The following is a 13,817-nucleotide window of genomic DNA, read 5'->3' on the forward strand; positions in this document are numbered from 1 at the left end:
ACCGGAAAGAAAACCCGAGAACCTTTGCAGAAGCTTTTTCCAGGTTCCATGATATGCAAAATGATAACCGGAAAAACCTCCAGGATATTGACGCAGCTCAAATTCAGGGCGTGGAGCCGCTCCATTCAGGGAAAACCTGATTGATTCAGGGGTTTCATAATACTTGCATAGAATAAAAAAACAAATTAAATTTATGTATGTGCAATACTCCTATAACATAAAAGCGCGCCTATTCTAACTACATAACCTGTCGGGATGCCCAATGAAACTCTTCGAAGAAATATCCAATCCTCGTGAAATTCGACGCAAGCTGGGTCTCAATCAGCATGATTTCTGGAGCAAGGTCGGTGTCACCCAAAGCGGTGGCTCCCGTTATGAGAGTGGACGAAATATGCCCAGACCGGTAAGGGAACTGGTACGCCTGGTGCATATCGAGCACATCGATCTCTCCAAGATCAAGAAAGACGATCTGGCTGTTGCGGCCTTACTGAAAAGCAAGGATCCTGAACTGTACAAGAGTCTGAAGAAAGCCTCCAAGGCCAAGCAGTAGGACAATAAATACCGGAAACCTGTCCGGATCACTGCTCAAGCTTTCATCGGAGAATCAGGAAGGAGAAAAGTTCAAGCTATGGATTCAGCTTTACAGCGAGTCCCCGGCGTCTTATTTGTTCCGAAAATGCCTCCATCCACTCCTGCCTGATCTTCGTGAGCCGTGGTCCCTCCGGCTGCAAGGATGGACGTGCAAGACCGTACAGAAGCACCCCTTCGAGTACTCTCCCCTCGCTCACGAATTCCTCGATAAATCTCAAATACGCTTCAGATTCATTTCTGGAAGGTGGCATCCCGTCGATCTGAAACACGCAGGTCTGCAACCATGTAGGGCACAGGGATGCAGACAGTTGCAGATTCCTGCGCATCTTTTTCAAGCTCATGCGCGTGTTGTTGATAAGCTGTCTCCCCTCGCGGGTGACACTGTCCAGCTTGAACCATACTTCGCCATTGAACGTTGACATCCGGCTCAACCCGCGCTGGACACTGTCGCGATCTATCAGACTGCCATTTGTGATCAATACCAGCTTAAGCGCTTCGGGCAGATCGTAAGCGGCTTTTACCCGCCCGAGCAGTTCGATGACCTGCTCGAATTCCTTTGCGCTGGTCGACTCGCCATTGCCGGATAAAGCAATATCATGGAGACGCCTTGCCTCGGCAGGCACCTGCCTTTGCATGAAATCGCCATATACGATTTCGTGCAGCAAAGCCCGCAACTCGGCTTCAAGTTTTGCCAGGTCAATCTCGGGAGCAGTACCTCGCGAGAGATTCGGCACTTGGCAGTAGATGCAACGCCAGTTACACGCGTTGTTCGGATTAAGATTGATTCCGATCGACACCCCCCCGGCACGGCGCGAAATAACGGGATAAACATAGGTCATCCCGGTTATATCGCGGCTATGATCTGCTACATCCAATCGTTTGGAAATTTGCTGCAATGTTACAATCCCGATAATGTTAATTACACGCAGGCTGGAATTCGATGCTGGCCACCGTATACCTTCCCACAAGAGCCAGTGCCGGCATCTGCACGGCCATCGTTACGTCATAGAAATCACCCTGTCAGGCGAAATTATCACTGAACCGGGTGTCTCCGAGCAAGGCATGGTCATGGATTATTCCGAGGTCAAACGCATCGCGAAAAAGGTGCTGGTGGATAAATGGGACCATGCGTTCCTTGCATATGCGGAAGACCACAAGTTGCTGGAATTCCTCCAATCCCTGGAAGACCATAAAACCGTGGTGCTGGATACGCCACCCACGGCGGAAAATCTGGCTCTCACCGCTTTCCACATACTCGATGAGGCATATCAGGATCGCTATGGCAATCATCTCAGGCTGGAGCAAGTGCGCCTGTTCGAAACTCCCAACTGCTGGGCAGATGCAGTGCGAGGGCAACTTTGATTGTCCATCTCATCCCATATCCACTGTTTGATGATCGATCACAACATGGCAGTAACCGGAACAGGCATTCATGAAATCAAGAGGATTGAGACCGCCTGTTTTAGGTGAGGAGTCTCCCCTTCGTTGCAACCGCACATGCTTTTTTTGCTAACATGACATCGCGAGTAACCACTGAGGATTGAAATGCTGAATCAGCCCGTTCCCGATTTTGAACTTCCTTCGACCAGTAATAAGACATTTCGTTTATCGACAGCCCGTGGAAAAAACCTGGTCATCTATTTTTACCCCAAGGACGACACCCCGGGATGCACCACCGAGGGGCAGGAATTCCGGGATGCTTACACCGAATTTACCGACGCCGATTGTGACATAGTGGGTATTTCGCGTGACAACATCAAGTCTCACGAGAAATTCAAGGCAAAAATGAATTTTCCGTTCGAGTTGCTAAGCGACACGGATGAGGCAGTTTGCAATCTGTTCGGTGTGATGAAGATGAAAAACATGTACGGCAAGCAGGTCCGCGGCATTGACCGGAGCACATTCGTAGTCGATACGAAGGGGATACTGCGGCGCGAATGGCGAAGTGTCAAAGTGCCCGAACATGTCCAGGAAGTCCTGGAGTTTGTGAAAACCCTGCCCAGCGAGAATCATGAGTCCTAGAAAGTCCGGTTCTTCCACGGCTTCCAAGTCATCTGCTTCCATCGCTCCGGTCACCCGCCTGATGCCCAAGCTGTTCGTGCTCGACAGCAATGTGCTGATGCATGATCCCACCAGCCTGTTCCGCTTCCAGGAGCATGACATCTACATCACGATGACCACCCTCGAGGAACTCGACAACAATAAGAAGGGAATGTCGGAGGTTGCCCGCAATGCGCGCCAGACCAGCCGTTTTCTGGACGAAATCGTCTGCAGCGCGATAACGGATATTGACGAAGGCATTCCCTTACAGCCGCATGGCACCAAGAATGCAACCGGAAGGCTGTTCCTCCAGACGCAGGCGATCACAAACGTTCTGCCGGTATATCTGGCAAGCGGCAGCGCGGATAACCAGATTATCGGGGCAGTCAAGTTTTTGCACGATACCCACCAGAACCGCGTTGTCACACTGGTTTCCAAAGACATCAACATGCGCATCAAGGCGCGGGCCCTGGGGCTGGCGGCGGAGGATTATTTCAATGACAAGGTTCTGGAAGACACCGATGTCCTCTTTTCAGGCATTCAGGAACTGCCCGAGGATTTCTGGGATGAACACGGCAAGGACATGGAGTCCTGGCAGCAGTCGGGGCAGACATTTTATCGTGTAACCGGTCCCCTTGCCGGCAGCTTTGTAATCAATCAATTCGTTTATCTGGAGCATGACAAACCGTTTTACGCGCAGGTCAAGGAGACCAGCGGGAGAACAGCCGTTCTGCAGACACTGAAGGATTTTACTCATCAAAAGAACAATGTCTGGGGCATCACGGCGCGGAATCGCGAGCAGAATTTCGCGTTCAATCTGCTGATGAACCCGGAAGTAGATTTTGTCACCCTGCTGGGACAGGCAGGTACCGGCAAGACATTGCTTACACTGGCAGCGGGCCTGATGCAGACACTGGAGCACAAGGTGTACTCCGAAATCATCATGACGCGCGTGACGGTCCCGGTGGGTGAAGATATCGGGTTTCTGCCTGGAACCGAAGAAGAAAAGATGACCCCCTGGATGGGCGCACTGGAAGACAACCTGGACGTGCTCAACAAGACGGATAACAGCGCCGGAGAATGGGGACGAGCCGCAACGCTCGATCTGATTCGCTCCCGCATCAAGATAAAATCGCTCAATTTCATGCGGGGGCGCACTTTCATCAACAAGTTCCTGATAATCGACGAAGCGCAGAACCTGACACCCAAGCAGATGAAAACGCTTATTACCCGTGCCGGCCCTGCCACCAAAGTCGTGTGCCTGGGTAACATCGCGCAGATAGATACGCCTTATTTATCGGAAGGAAGCTCAGGGTTGACCTACGTAGTGGACCGGTTCAAGGGATGGAATCACAGCGGTCACGTGACGCTGCAACGCGGCGAACGTTCGAGACTGGCGGATTATGCTGCGGAGATACTGTAAGCGCTATCGCCGGCAAGACCTGCGCGCCGTCCCCGGTCTTGGCGGTAGGTCGAGTTACGCCGGATAAATTTTAGTCGTCAGGCAGAGCCTGACCTACAGCTGCACTTCCAGAAACGTGTTCTGACAATAGCGAAAGATAGTCGAACTGGCAGTCTTAATAATGCCCTGATTTGGCATAGCTTTCGAATCGGGTATATTCGCCCAGAAAAGTCAGATCGACCTTGCCGATCGGTCCGTTCCGCTGCTTTCCTATAATGATTTCGGCGATTCCCTTGTCCTGTGTCTCTGGGTTATAGACCTCGTCCCGGTAGATGAAAAGAATCAGATCGGCATCCTGTTCGATTGCGCCGGACTCGCGCAGATCGGACATGACTGGACGCTTGTTCGGACGCTGCTCAAGACTTCGATTCAACTGGGATAATGCGACAACGGGCACATGCAGTTCTTTTGCCAGAGCCTTGAGGGAGCGGGATATTTCGGAAATCTCCGTAGCCCGGTTCTCGCCCTGGCTGGCGGCTGACATCAACTGGAGATAATCCACCACGATCAATCCCAGATCCCCATGCTGGCGATGCAACCGGCGGGCGCGCGCTCTTAATTCCAGGGCATTCAAAGCGGCACTTTCATCAATAAAAAGCGGAGCGTCGTTCAGCTTTCCAAGCGCATGCGTCAGGCGAGACCAATCCTCATCCAGCAGGCGGCCGGTACGCACCTTGTGCTGATCCAGTCTTCCGACGGAGCCCAGCATGCGCATCGCCAGTTGCGCGCCTCCCATTTCCATGCTGAATACCGCTACCGGCTTTTGGAGCGTGAGTGCAACATGCTCGGCAATATTGAGCGAAAAGGCGGTCTTGCCCATCGAGGGCCGGCCCGCGACAATGACAAGATCGCCAGGCTGAAAGCCCGAAGTCTTTTCATCCAGATCATGGAAGCCGGTTGCGATTCCGGTAACATCGCTTTGATTATCCTGGTTGTAGAGCGTCTCTATACGCTCCACGACCTCCTTCAGCAGCGGCTGGATATCGATAAAACCCTGCTTGCCCCGCGCACCCGCCTCTGCAATTTCAAAAACCCTGGCCTCGGCTTCATCCAGCAGCGTGGCGGCTGAACGCCCAGCCGGATTGTATGCCGAATCGGTAATGCCGGTGCCTACCTGGGCAAGCTTGCGCATGATCGACCGTTCACGCACGATTTCCGCATAGCGTCGGATATTTGCAGCCGAAGGCGTGTTCTGTACGATGACCCCGACGTAAGCGAGCCCACCGACCCCCTGCAGTTCCGCGGATATCTCAAGGGATTCGGCTACCGTGATGACATCGGCCGGTTTGCTATGCTCGACCAGTTTGCAGATATGCCGATAGATGAGCTTGTGATCCTGCCGGTAGAAGTCATCTTCTGTGATCACGTCAGCCACCTTATCCCATGCGTGATTGTCCAGCATCAATCCGCCCAGTACCGACTGCTCCGCTTCAACCGAATGCGGTGGCAATTTGTATGATTCGAGTGATTGGTCGTTTGAAGCTGCCGTGAGAAATTGGGCCATGGAGTTACGTGACGTTACGGGGGTGTCCGGATTTTAACACTGCTTGCAGTGCACAAAAATGAAAAAGGGCTGTTGCCAGCCCCTTTTGAAGATGAAAAACAGAAACCTTTTCAGGATGTCGATTCGCCCAGAACGGATACGACGATATGCGCGGCCACATCTGTGTGCAGCACGACCGTCACCGAGTGATCGCCCACCTGCTTCAATGAGCCCTGCGGCATGCGTATCATGGACCTTTCAACTTCAAAACCCTGGGCTTTCAGCGCATCCTCGATATCCGCATTGGTAACTGAACCGAACAACTTGCCATCCACGCCTGCCTTTTGAGCGATCTGCAGCATCAATCCTTCCAGTTTGGCAGCACGAGCCTGGGCGGCGGCCAGGATATCCGCCTGGGTTTCCTCCAGTTCTGCGCGCTTTGCCTCGAACTCGGCAATAGCCGCCTGGGTGGCGCGCTTTGCCTTGCCCTGTGGGATAAGGAAATTGCGCGCGTAACCATTTTTAACCTTTACAACGTCACCCAGTTGGCCCAGGTTGACAACTTTCTCCATCAGTATGATCTGCATATCAGCTCTCCTCAGTGCAAATCAGTATAAGGAAGCAATGCCAGAAAGCGGGCGCGCTCCACGGCAGTACTCAGTTGACGCTGATACCTGGACTTCGTCCCCGTTATGCGTGCCGGAATGATCTTGCCGTTCTCGTTGATGAAATCCTTCAATAACTCGATGTCCTTGTAATCGACTGTCTTGATGCCTTCCGCGGTAAAGCGGCAGAACTTCCTGCGTTTGAATAGAGGACGGTTAGCCTTCTTGTCCTTATCCTTGTCCTTGCCATCCTTACGTTTAGAAAAAAAACGTGCCATAATTTTTCCTGTCTATTCCTGTCTATAAATGAGATCCATTAGATAGGATCGATCCGGTTTACATGCAGCGCCAGCTGCAAACTCATGCGGCTTTTTCTTGCAAGAAACCCGGCGAGCTTTACTGTCGCCCCTGGAACCAGGCCTGCAACAGTTTCAGCCATCTGCGCCAAGGCTACGGCCGAAACTTCACACTCCACCTGCCTGGGCTTCCCCGCCTCGATTTGGCGGGAAACGTGTCTGATCTTGAGTTCGACTACTGCCACTCCAGCCGGGCTATAACGCAAGCTGCCGATTTCCGTGATCGTTCCGCAAATTTCAGTTCGATTGCAATCCAACGACTTGGCAGCCTAGGTCGCAAGCGTCGTTTCCTTGGCTTCCTCTGCGGGCTGCGGAGCGGGTTTGGCCTTCTCTTCGCGCATCATGGGTGAGGGTGCGGTAATCGGCTCATCCATTTTGATGGTGAGGTGGCGCAATATGGCGTCATTGAATTTGAATGCGTGCTCCAGCTCGTCCAGCGTTTCCTGATCACATTCAATGTTCATGAGCACATAATGCGCCTTGTGAACTTTCTGGATCAGGTACGCGAGCTGGCGCCGTCCCCAGTCTTCCAGGCGATGCACCTGCCCGTTTCTGGCGGTCACGATGCTGCGATACCGCTCGATCATTGCAGATACCTGCTCGCTTTGATCGGGATGAACAATGAATATAATTTCGTAATGTCGCATGCAGTCTCCTTATGGGTAAAGCCTCCCGTGATGCGGGCACGGTGAGGCAAGGTCGAATGTTTCAAAGAGGCCGGTACTATACTCAACCCGCTGGAAAATATCAATTTTAATCGGGGGTTATATCAGGGCCTGGAGGCATATCTCTGGCGGTGCGTTTCAAACAGGCAGATGCCCGCACTCACGGAAACGTTGAGACTTTCCACACTGCCCAGCATGGGAATCGAAACAAGCTGATCGCAGTTTTCCCGCGTCAGCCGACGCATTCCTTTCTCTTCCGAACCCAGTACCCATGCGACGGGCCCATCAAGCTTGAGGACGCCAAGCTGCGTATCGGCATCGGCAGCTGTTCCAAGGATCGTTACCCCCCGATGCTTCAACCCGCGCAGGGTACGGGCAAGATTCGTCACGGAAATATAGGGGACGTTATCCGCCGCCCCGCTTGCCACCTTGTGCACCGCAGCGGTGAGGCCCACAGCGCGGTCTTTCGGTGCAATCACAGCATGAACACCGAAAGCATCTGCGACACGCAGGCAGGCACCGAGGTTATGAGGATCCTGAATTCCATCCAGCACCAGAAGCAACGCGGGCTCAGTGAGGGTGTCGAGCACATCGTCGATATCCACATACGCATGGGCGGAGTCGATACGCGCAACTACGCCCTGGTGCCGGGCACTGCCCGCCAAAGCCATAAGCCTTGCGGTGTCGCATGCAATCAACCGTATGCCCTGGGTTTCCGCCAGCGTCGCCAGATCACGGGCACGCTGATCCCTTCGCTCCGCATCGAGGAAAATCTCCCGGACGCTGGCCGCATTCTGGCGTAGCCGACTGGTGATCGCATGGAAACCGAATATAAAACGTGAGCCGGACATCTATAGTAATGTAATGAGTAATTGCAAAAAGGATAAACGGGGGGAACATTCACGGGGAAATCAACTCGCTGCCCCGATTTTTATTTTCCCCGCAGCCGGGGCGTTTTCAGCGAGCACAAAATCTATCCTGCTGGATTCCAGATCGACTCGAACCAGCCTGACTCTGAGCCAGTCACCCAGTCGATAGCGCTTCCCGGTGCGCTCCCCCAGCAACATGTGCCTGGCTGCGTCAAAATGGAAATAATCGCTGGGCAGCTCTGAAACATGCACGAGTCCCTCGACATAAATTCCATCCAATGCCACAAAAAGACCAAAACTTGCGACACCGCTGACAACTCCCTCAAAGCATTCTCCGATTCTGTCCTGCATGTAATAGCACTTGAGCCATGTTTCGACATCGCGCGTGGCCTCATCCGCCCGCCGCTCCGTCTGTGAACAATGCGCGCCCAGCTCGCACCAGTTACCGGGAGAGTACGCTGCCTTGTTCAGGACAGCCTTGATGGCTCGATGTACCAACAGATCGGGATAACGCCTGATGGGGGACGTAAAGTGCGTGTAGGATTCATACGCCAGACCGAAATGGCCGACATTGTCGGGACTGTACACCGCCTGGCGCAAGGATCGAAGCATGACGGTCTGCAATAGCTGCGCATCGGGTCGATCCTTTATTGTAGATAACGTACGAGCATAATCCTTCGCCTTGGGGTCATCCCCCCCGCCTAACTGAACACCGAATTCCTTGAGAAAATCACGCAGGGCGGCCAGTTTCTCCGGCGTCGGACCTTCATGAATGCGATAGAGAGTCGCCTGCTTGTGTTTCTGCAGAAAATCGGAGGCACATACATTGGCAGCGAGCATGCATTCCTCGATTAGCCGATGCGCGTCATTGCGCTGGATAGGCAGGATACGCTCGATTTTGCCCTCATCGTTGAAGATCATGCGCGTTTCGATCGTTTCAAAATCAATTGCCCCGCGCAGGTTTCGCGCTTTCAGCAATACCTTGAATAATTTGTAGAGCAACTGCATATGCGGCAGAAGATCCTTGTATTGTTTTGCTTCCTCTCCCTTGGGATTCTCCAGCATGGCCGCCACTTTTGTATAGGTAAGCCGGGCGTGCGAAAACATGACTGCAGGATAAAAACGATAGTCCTTGAAGTCGCCTGCAGAATCCAGGCTTATTTCACACACCATGCATAAACGATCCACCTCCGGGTTGAGCGAACAGAGTCCATTCGATAGCGCTTCCGGCAGCATGGGGATAACGCGTCGCGGAAAATAGACAGAATTCCCACGATTGTATGCCTCCTGGTCGAGCGCATCGCTTGGCTTTACATAATGGCTGACGTCTGCGATGGCAACATAAAGCTTGTAATCCTTTCCGTCGCGCTCGCAATATACGGCGTCGTCAAAATCCCGGGCGGTTTCGCCATCTATTGTCACGAATGGAAGGTGACGCAGGTCTTCCCTCTTGACCAGGTCTTTTTTTAACACCTTGGATGGAAGACGTTCCGAAAGCTTTTCCACTTCCTGTGGAAACTGGTAAGGCAAGTCGTGCTTGCGAAGCGCGATCTCGATCTCCATTCCAGGGGCTGTATAGTCACCAAGAATCTCCGTGATGCGGCCAATAGGCTGCGCATGTTTGTTTGGCTGCTGAATGATTTCGACCATGACCACTTGGCCTGCCCTTGCATTCATCGATTCTTCTTTGGGTACCAGAATATCCTGGCTGATACGCTTGTTCTCCGCCTCCACGTAAAGAATTCCGTGATCCGCATGCAATCGTCCCACCAACTGGGTTACAGCACGTTCCAACACTTCCACGATAGCCCCTTCCCTGCGGCCTCGCCGGTCAACCCCAATTTCACGCACCATCACGCGGTCGCCATGCAGCGCCTTGCGCATTTCTTTAGCGCTCAAGAATAAATCCGGGCTGCCATCGTCGGGTACCAGAAAACCAAATTCGTCCGGGTGACCCTGAATCTTACCTTTGATGAGATCGAGCTTCTCCACCATACAGATATCGCCCTTCCGGTTGCGCATGATCTGGCCTTCGCGCAACATGGCAGAAAGACGGCGGCTGAAGATTTCGTCTTCTTCTTCGGTGATTCCGAGCAGGTTCTGCAATGCCTCCTCGGGTACGGGAACGCCCTGCTCTTCGAGCATCTGGAGTATGAATTCCCGACTGGGCAGCGCATGCCCATAACGCTCTTTTTCCCGTTCAAGATAAGGGTCAAGCTTGCGGAGCTTTTGTTTCTTCTTGATTGTCAAAGCTGATTTCCTATAGAATTGCGCCTCTGTCCCATCGTAGGACAGATTCGCTCATTGCCCAGATGGCGGAATTGGTAGACGCACTAGGTTCAGGTCCTAGCGGTGGCAACACTGTGGAGGTTCGAGTCCTCTTCTGGGCACCAATCAAAACATTCCCGCTGATCCCGCCTGTACTGACCTTGCCGGTCCAAATAGCACAGGAAGCGCTGCTTTTCTCAGTATAGCAGGACAGCGCATCGCACTCCGGAATTACCCCTACCCGCCCATTTTTTCCTTTTGTTACGCTTAGGCTCTGCGGCCATTTAGCTACGACATTACCAAATAATATCTAGCTGTAAAATTTTACAGCTATTCATGCGCCGCGATCCGTTGTCTCATAACAGGGTTTCATAACAGGTCCCTGCAAAATCAAAATAGACGGTTCAAACATGCTTGCGGCAAAAGCTTTTGCCGAATATGACTTCAACCAGGAAAGAATAAAAAACCGGCGAGACTGCTACCTGCACCGCATTGCCGCATGTAGACCGGACTTTGCTGGATCCAAAGATCGCACTTTCAATCCGCCATTTGAGAAGTGCAGGAAAGCATTCTTGATAATCTGGTTGATAAAGTGAAGCAGATTCTCGCCGTTAAAGATTCGTGTCCAAGAAAATTCAATTTATGTTGCCATCATGGTGAGTAAATACATTCCACTCATTCTGTTACCGCTGACGGCCCGCTCTGTCAGGAGCTTCAATAAGGCAAAGATGACAAAATATCCACACAAGAACAAGAATATTTCCGTAAGAACCCGAACCTGGATGCAGTCCGAACTGCGTTGCGCCCGGTCGATTCTAAATTCTGCCGGTTTGAATCACAGTTCCCCGGACTCATCCAAATGAACGATATTGTGGCCGCCTTTAACGAATATTTCGAAGTTATCGACGCCGACACTCCGGAGTTGTTGCGAGATGTATTTCGCCTTCGTTATCAGGTACTCTGTATTGAGCAGCGCTTGCCTGGGTTTGAAGCGTCACGCTATCTTGATGGGTACGAACATGACGATTACGATGTCCATTCCTCTCATATTCTTCTTCAGCACCGTCCTTCCGGCGATTTCGTCGGCACTGCGCGCCTCATACTTCCCGATCCATTCTCCCCGGAAAAACTGTTCCCAATTGAGCAGCATACGCAGTTGGATCCGGGATTTAATATCAATCGGTTACCCCGACAACAAACGGCTGAAGTATCACGCTTGCTGATCGCGCGGCGGTTTCGTCGCCGCAAAAGTGACAATGGCAGACGGGAAAATGAAATAGTTGTTGGAGACAGCGCTACAGAAAAGCCCCGCCGTTTCCCTCATCCTATCCTTGCGCTTGTTGTTGGCCTCGTACGCATGTCCGCCACTCATCACATTACCCATTGGCTGTCGATCATGGATCCCGCCTTGAACAGGTTGTTAAGCCTCTATGGGCTCCAGCACGATCCTGTGGGTCCGTTGGCCGAGTATCATGGCAGTCGGCGGCCCTATCACTATGACTTGTCCATAATGTTGGACAAGATGCGGATAAATCATAACCAGATCTGGGAACTTCTTACAGATTACGGCAGCATCGTTCCAAGGCGCCCAACCCAGGTTCTCAGTCAAGTACCCATTTCCGCCATTCTTGCTGATATTGAAAAATAATAGCCGCACTTTTGCGGCATGCCTGACACAGCCCGGCTTCACGAGTCACTGCTTATCTCTATTTCTCATTCCGAAAGTCCCGACTCAACCCAAGGTAAGGTCGCCACACACCACTTCAGTGCGCATATCCCTGCCGGGTGAGTAAAAATTGTGACAATTAAAATAAAAATTAAACGTTTTATTTCGTTTATGTGCCTGCTGCTCGGTCTGTTATACATGACAGGCAGTGCACGGGCAGTCGAGCCCTATGAGATCGTGGCTAACTCCGGCGTCAGCGAAAAAAACCTCTCCAAAAATGTCTTGCGCGCCATCTTCGGCATGCGCCTGCACACTTGGCCGGACGGCACCCCCATTCATGTGTTCGTGCTTCCGGATGATGCCCCACTGCACATCGCATTCTCCAAGGAAAAGCTGAATGTCTTTCCCTATCAGCTCCGCGCAGCGTGGGATAGGCTGGTGTTCTCGGGCACGGGACAGGCGCCGGAAACGGTCGCTTCTCCAGAGGAAATGCTTGCAAAAGTCGGTAGCACACCCGGAGCAATTGGCTATTTAACCCGATCCAGAATGGATAGCACTGTCAATGTTCTGCACGTCAAGTAACCACATTCGCCGCTGTTTGACGCGAGATGCTGTCCGGCTTGTCGTGGTGTCTGCCATCCTTTCGAATTGTGTTGCTTACGCGCAAAAACTGCCGATTCCTCAGAACTTGCCCCAAAACCTGCAAATACATGGGTTTGCCAGCCAGAGTTGGCTCAAGAGCACGGACAACAATAACGTTTTCGGGAAAAGCAGTTCCGATAGCGGAAGTTTTGACTTCAGGGAACTGGGACTGAATGCTTCCATGAGGCCCAAGCCCAACCTCCAGTTTTCGGTTCAGATGATTTCCCGCACGGCGGGAAAAGGCAGTCCGGGCAACATCCGGCTCGATTACGGATTCATTGATTATGCGTTTCTATCGGGAGAAAACAGCAAGATGGGAATTCGCCTGGGCAGGATGAAGAATCCGCTCGGCTTTTACAATGCCACGCGCGATGTCCCCTTCACGCGGCCCACTATACTTTTACCTCAATCCATCTATTTTGATCGCACCCGCAAACTGGCCATCGCCGCGGACGGTGGGCACTTGTACGGTGAGCACCGTTCCGATATCGGGAATCTCTCTGTTCAGTTCGGAGCAGTACGTCCACTAGTCCGTGGCGCAGAAACTGAGGTGGCGCTATTGGGACATGAAATGCCAGGCCACCTCAGCCCGGATATATTGTATATCGGCCAGGTAAATTATGAACTTGACGAAGGCAGGCTTCGTTTTGCATTCAGCGGGGCGCAGTTGAATGTAAATTATGATCCCGTGAGCGGCGACCCGCTTCATGCAGGCTCAATTCGCTTTACACCTCTCATTTTTTCCGCGCAATATAACGCAGAACGCTGGAGCTTCACTTCGGAATACGCGCTCCGCCATTTTGAATATAAAAATTTTGGCATCGCGCCACTCAATCTGGATTTCTTTGGCGAAAGCTATTACTTTCAGGGAGCTTATCGAATCACGCCGGAATGGGAGGCGATCGCTCGTTACGATGTCCTGTATACGGACAGCGATGACCGCAGCGGAAAAAAATGGGCGGCAGCTACAGGCGGCGACCCGCATCGGCGGTATGCTAAAGACATTACCGTAGGGCTGCGCTGGAATGTCACACCGGAGTTCATGTTGCGCGCCGAGTATCACCGCGTGAATGGGACAGCCTGGCTTTCGACCCTTGACAACCCCAATCCGGGAGACCTGTCGCCGCATTGGAATCTGTTTTCCATCCTCGGCTCCTACCGGTTCTAGAC

General features: G+C 52.4%; 15 protein-coding genes and 1 tRNA gene. 8 read left to right on the plus strand and 8 right to left on the minus strand.

Features of this window, described 5'->3' with window-relative positions; all coding sequences use genetic code 11:
• The first annotated feature begins 262 nt into the window (after nucleotides 1-262).
• Nucleotides 263-550 (plus strand): helix-turn-helix domain-containing protein, encoded by a 288-nt coding sequence (locus tag ACZ5BW_RS10250; protein ID WP_011381257.1) that lies wholly within the window; start codon nucleotides 263-265, stop codon nucleotides 548-550.
• Between the two features lie 76 nt (nucleotides 551-626).
• On the opposite strand, the gene ACZ5BW_RS10255 is transcribed toward ACZ5BW_RS10250, so the two are convergent.
• Nucleotides 627-1,430 carry a radical SAM protein gene (locus tag ACZ5BW_RS10255; protein WP_464543689.1) on the minus strand — a complete coding sequence of 268 codons (804 nt, stop codon included), beginning with the start codon at nucleotides 1,428-1,430 and terminating at the stop codon, nucleotides 627-629.
• Nucleotides 1,431-1,503: 73 nt separating this feature from the next.
• Between ACZ5BW_RS10255 and queD the strand changes: the two genes are divergently transcribed.
• The 3 genes from queD to ACZ5BW_RS10270 all read left to right on the plus strand — a co-directional run bounded on the left by queD (nucleotide 1,504) and on the right by ACZ5BW_RS10270 (nucleotide 4,054).
• Nucleotides 1,504-1,953, plus strand: a complete 450-nt coding sequence (gene queD / locus ACZ5BW_RS10260; RefSeq protein ID WP_464539567.1) for a 6-carboxytetrahydropterin synthase QueD — start codon at nucleotides 1,504-1,506, stop codon at nucleotides 1,951-1,953.
• A 183-nt stretch (nucleotides 1,954-2,136) separates the two neighbouring features.
• Entirely contained in the window at nucleotides 2,137-2,613 is a 477-nt protein-coding gene (locus ACZ5BW_RS10265) for a peroxiredoxin (protein WP_464539569.1), read from the plus strand.
• Entirely contained in the window at nucleotides 2,603-4,054 is a 1,452-nt protein-coding gene (locus ACZ5BW_RS10270; protein ID WP_464539571.1) for a PhoH family protein, read from the plus strand. The genes ACZ5BW_RS10265 and ACZ5BW_RS10270 overlap by 11 nt, the downstream gene beginning before the upstream one ends.
• A gap of 154 nt (nucleotides 4,055-4,208) precedes the next feature.
• Here ACZ5BW_RS10270 and dnaB read toward each other — a convergent pair whose 3' ends face one another.
• The 7 genes from dnaB to rnr all read right to left on the minus strand — a co-directional run bounded on the left by dnaB (nucleotide 4,209) and on the right by rnr (nucleotide 10,321).
• On the minus strand, nucleotides 4,209-5,597 hold the full coding sequence (dnaB, locus tag ACZ5BW_RS10275) for a replicative DNA helicase (protein ID WP_464539573.1): 1,389 nt from the start codon (nucleotides 5,595-5,597) through the stop codon (nucleotides 4,209-4,211).
• A gap of 110 nt (nucleotides 5,598-5,707) precedes the next feature.
• On the minus strand, nucleotides 5,708-6,163 hold the full coding sequence (gene rplI, locus ACZ5BW_RS10280) for a 50S ribosomal protein L9 (RefSeq protein ID WP_464539575.1): 456 nt from the start codon (nucleotides 6,161-6,163) through the stop codon (nucleotides 5,708-5,710).
• A gap of 11 nt (nucleotides 6,164-6,174) precedes the next feature.
• The gene (rpsR, locus tag ACZ5BW_RS10285; protein WP_107762532.1) at nucleotides 6,175-6,459 is read right to left on the minus strand and encodes a 30S ribosomal protein S18; all 285 of its coding nucleotides are present in this window, start codon (nucleotides 6,457-6,459) and stop codon (nucleotides 6,175-6,177) included.
• A 38-nt stretch (nucleotides 6,460-6,497) separates the two neighbouring features.
• A complete protein-coding gene (gene priB, locus ACZ5BW_RS10290) occupies nucleotides 6,498-6,743 on the minus strand; it encodes a primosomal replication protein N (RefSeq protein ID WP_464539577.1) in 246 nt (81 codons plus the stop codon).
• 63 nt (nucleotides 6,744-6,806) lie between these two features.
• On the minus strand, nucleotides 6,807-7,184 hold the full coding sequence (gene rpsF / locus ACZ5BW_RS10295) for a 30S ribosomal protein S6 (protein ID WP_074973097.1): 378 nt from the start codon (nucleotides 7,182-7,184) through the stop codon (nucleotides 6,807-6,809).
• Between the two features lie 122 nt (nucleotides 7,185-7,306).
• The gene (rlmB, locus tag ACZ5BW_RS10300; RefSeq protein WP_464539580.1) at nucleotides 7,307-8,053 is read right to left on the minus strand and encodes a 23S rRNA (guanosine(2251)-2'-O)-methyltransferase RlmB; all 747 of its coding nucleotides are present in this window, start codon (nucleotides 8,051-8,053) and stop codon (nucleotides 7,307-7,309) included.
• 60 nt (nucleotides 8,054-8,113) lie between these two features.
• Nucleotides 8,114-10,321, minus strand: coding sequence for a ribonuclease R (gene rnr, locus ACZ5BW_RS10305; RefSeq protein ID WP_464539582.1), 2,208 nt, complete (start codon nucleotides 10,319-10,321; stop codon nucleotides 8,114-8,116).
• 56 nt (nucleotides 10,322-10,377) lie between these two features.
• Here rnr and ACZ5BW_RS10310 point away from each other — a divergent pair.
• The 4 genes from ACZ5BW_RS10310 to ACZ5BW_RS10325 all read left to right on the plus strand — a co-directional run bounded on the left by ACZ5BW_RS10310 (nucleotide 10,378) and on the right by ACZ5BW_RS10325 (nucleotide 13,815).
• Nucleotides 10,378-10,464, plus strand: a tRNA-Leu gene (locus ACZ5BW_RS10310).
• A gap of 734 nt (nucleotides 10,465-11,198) precedes the next feature.
• Nucleotides 11,199-11,987: a PEP-CTERM/exosortase system-associated acyltransferase gene (locus ACZ5BW_RS10315; RefSeq protein ID WP_464539586.1), complete on the plus strand. Its 789-nt coding sequence runs from the start codon at nucleotides 11,199-11,201 to the stop codon at nucleotides 11,985-11,987.
• A 150-nt stretch (nucleotides 11,988-12,137) separates the two neighbouring features.
• A complete protein-coding gene (locus tag ACZ5BW_RS10320) occupies nucleotides 12,138-12,587 on the plus strand; it encodes a hypothetical protein (protein WP_464539589.1) in 450 nt (149 codons plus the stop codon).
• Nucleotides 12,568-13,815, plus strand: coding sequence for a hypothetical protein (locus ACZ5BW_RS10325; RefSeq protein WP_464539591.1), 1,248 nt, complete (start codon nucleotides 12,568-12,570; stop codon nucleotides 13,813-13,815). Before ACZ5BW_RS10320 ends, ACZ5BW_RS10325 begins: the two co-directional genes overlap by 20 nt.
• Nucleotides 13,816-13,817: the final 2 nt, after the last annotated feature.

Source organism: Nitrosospira sp. TNL300 (assembly GCF_055385915.1).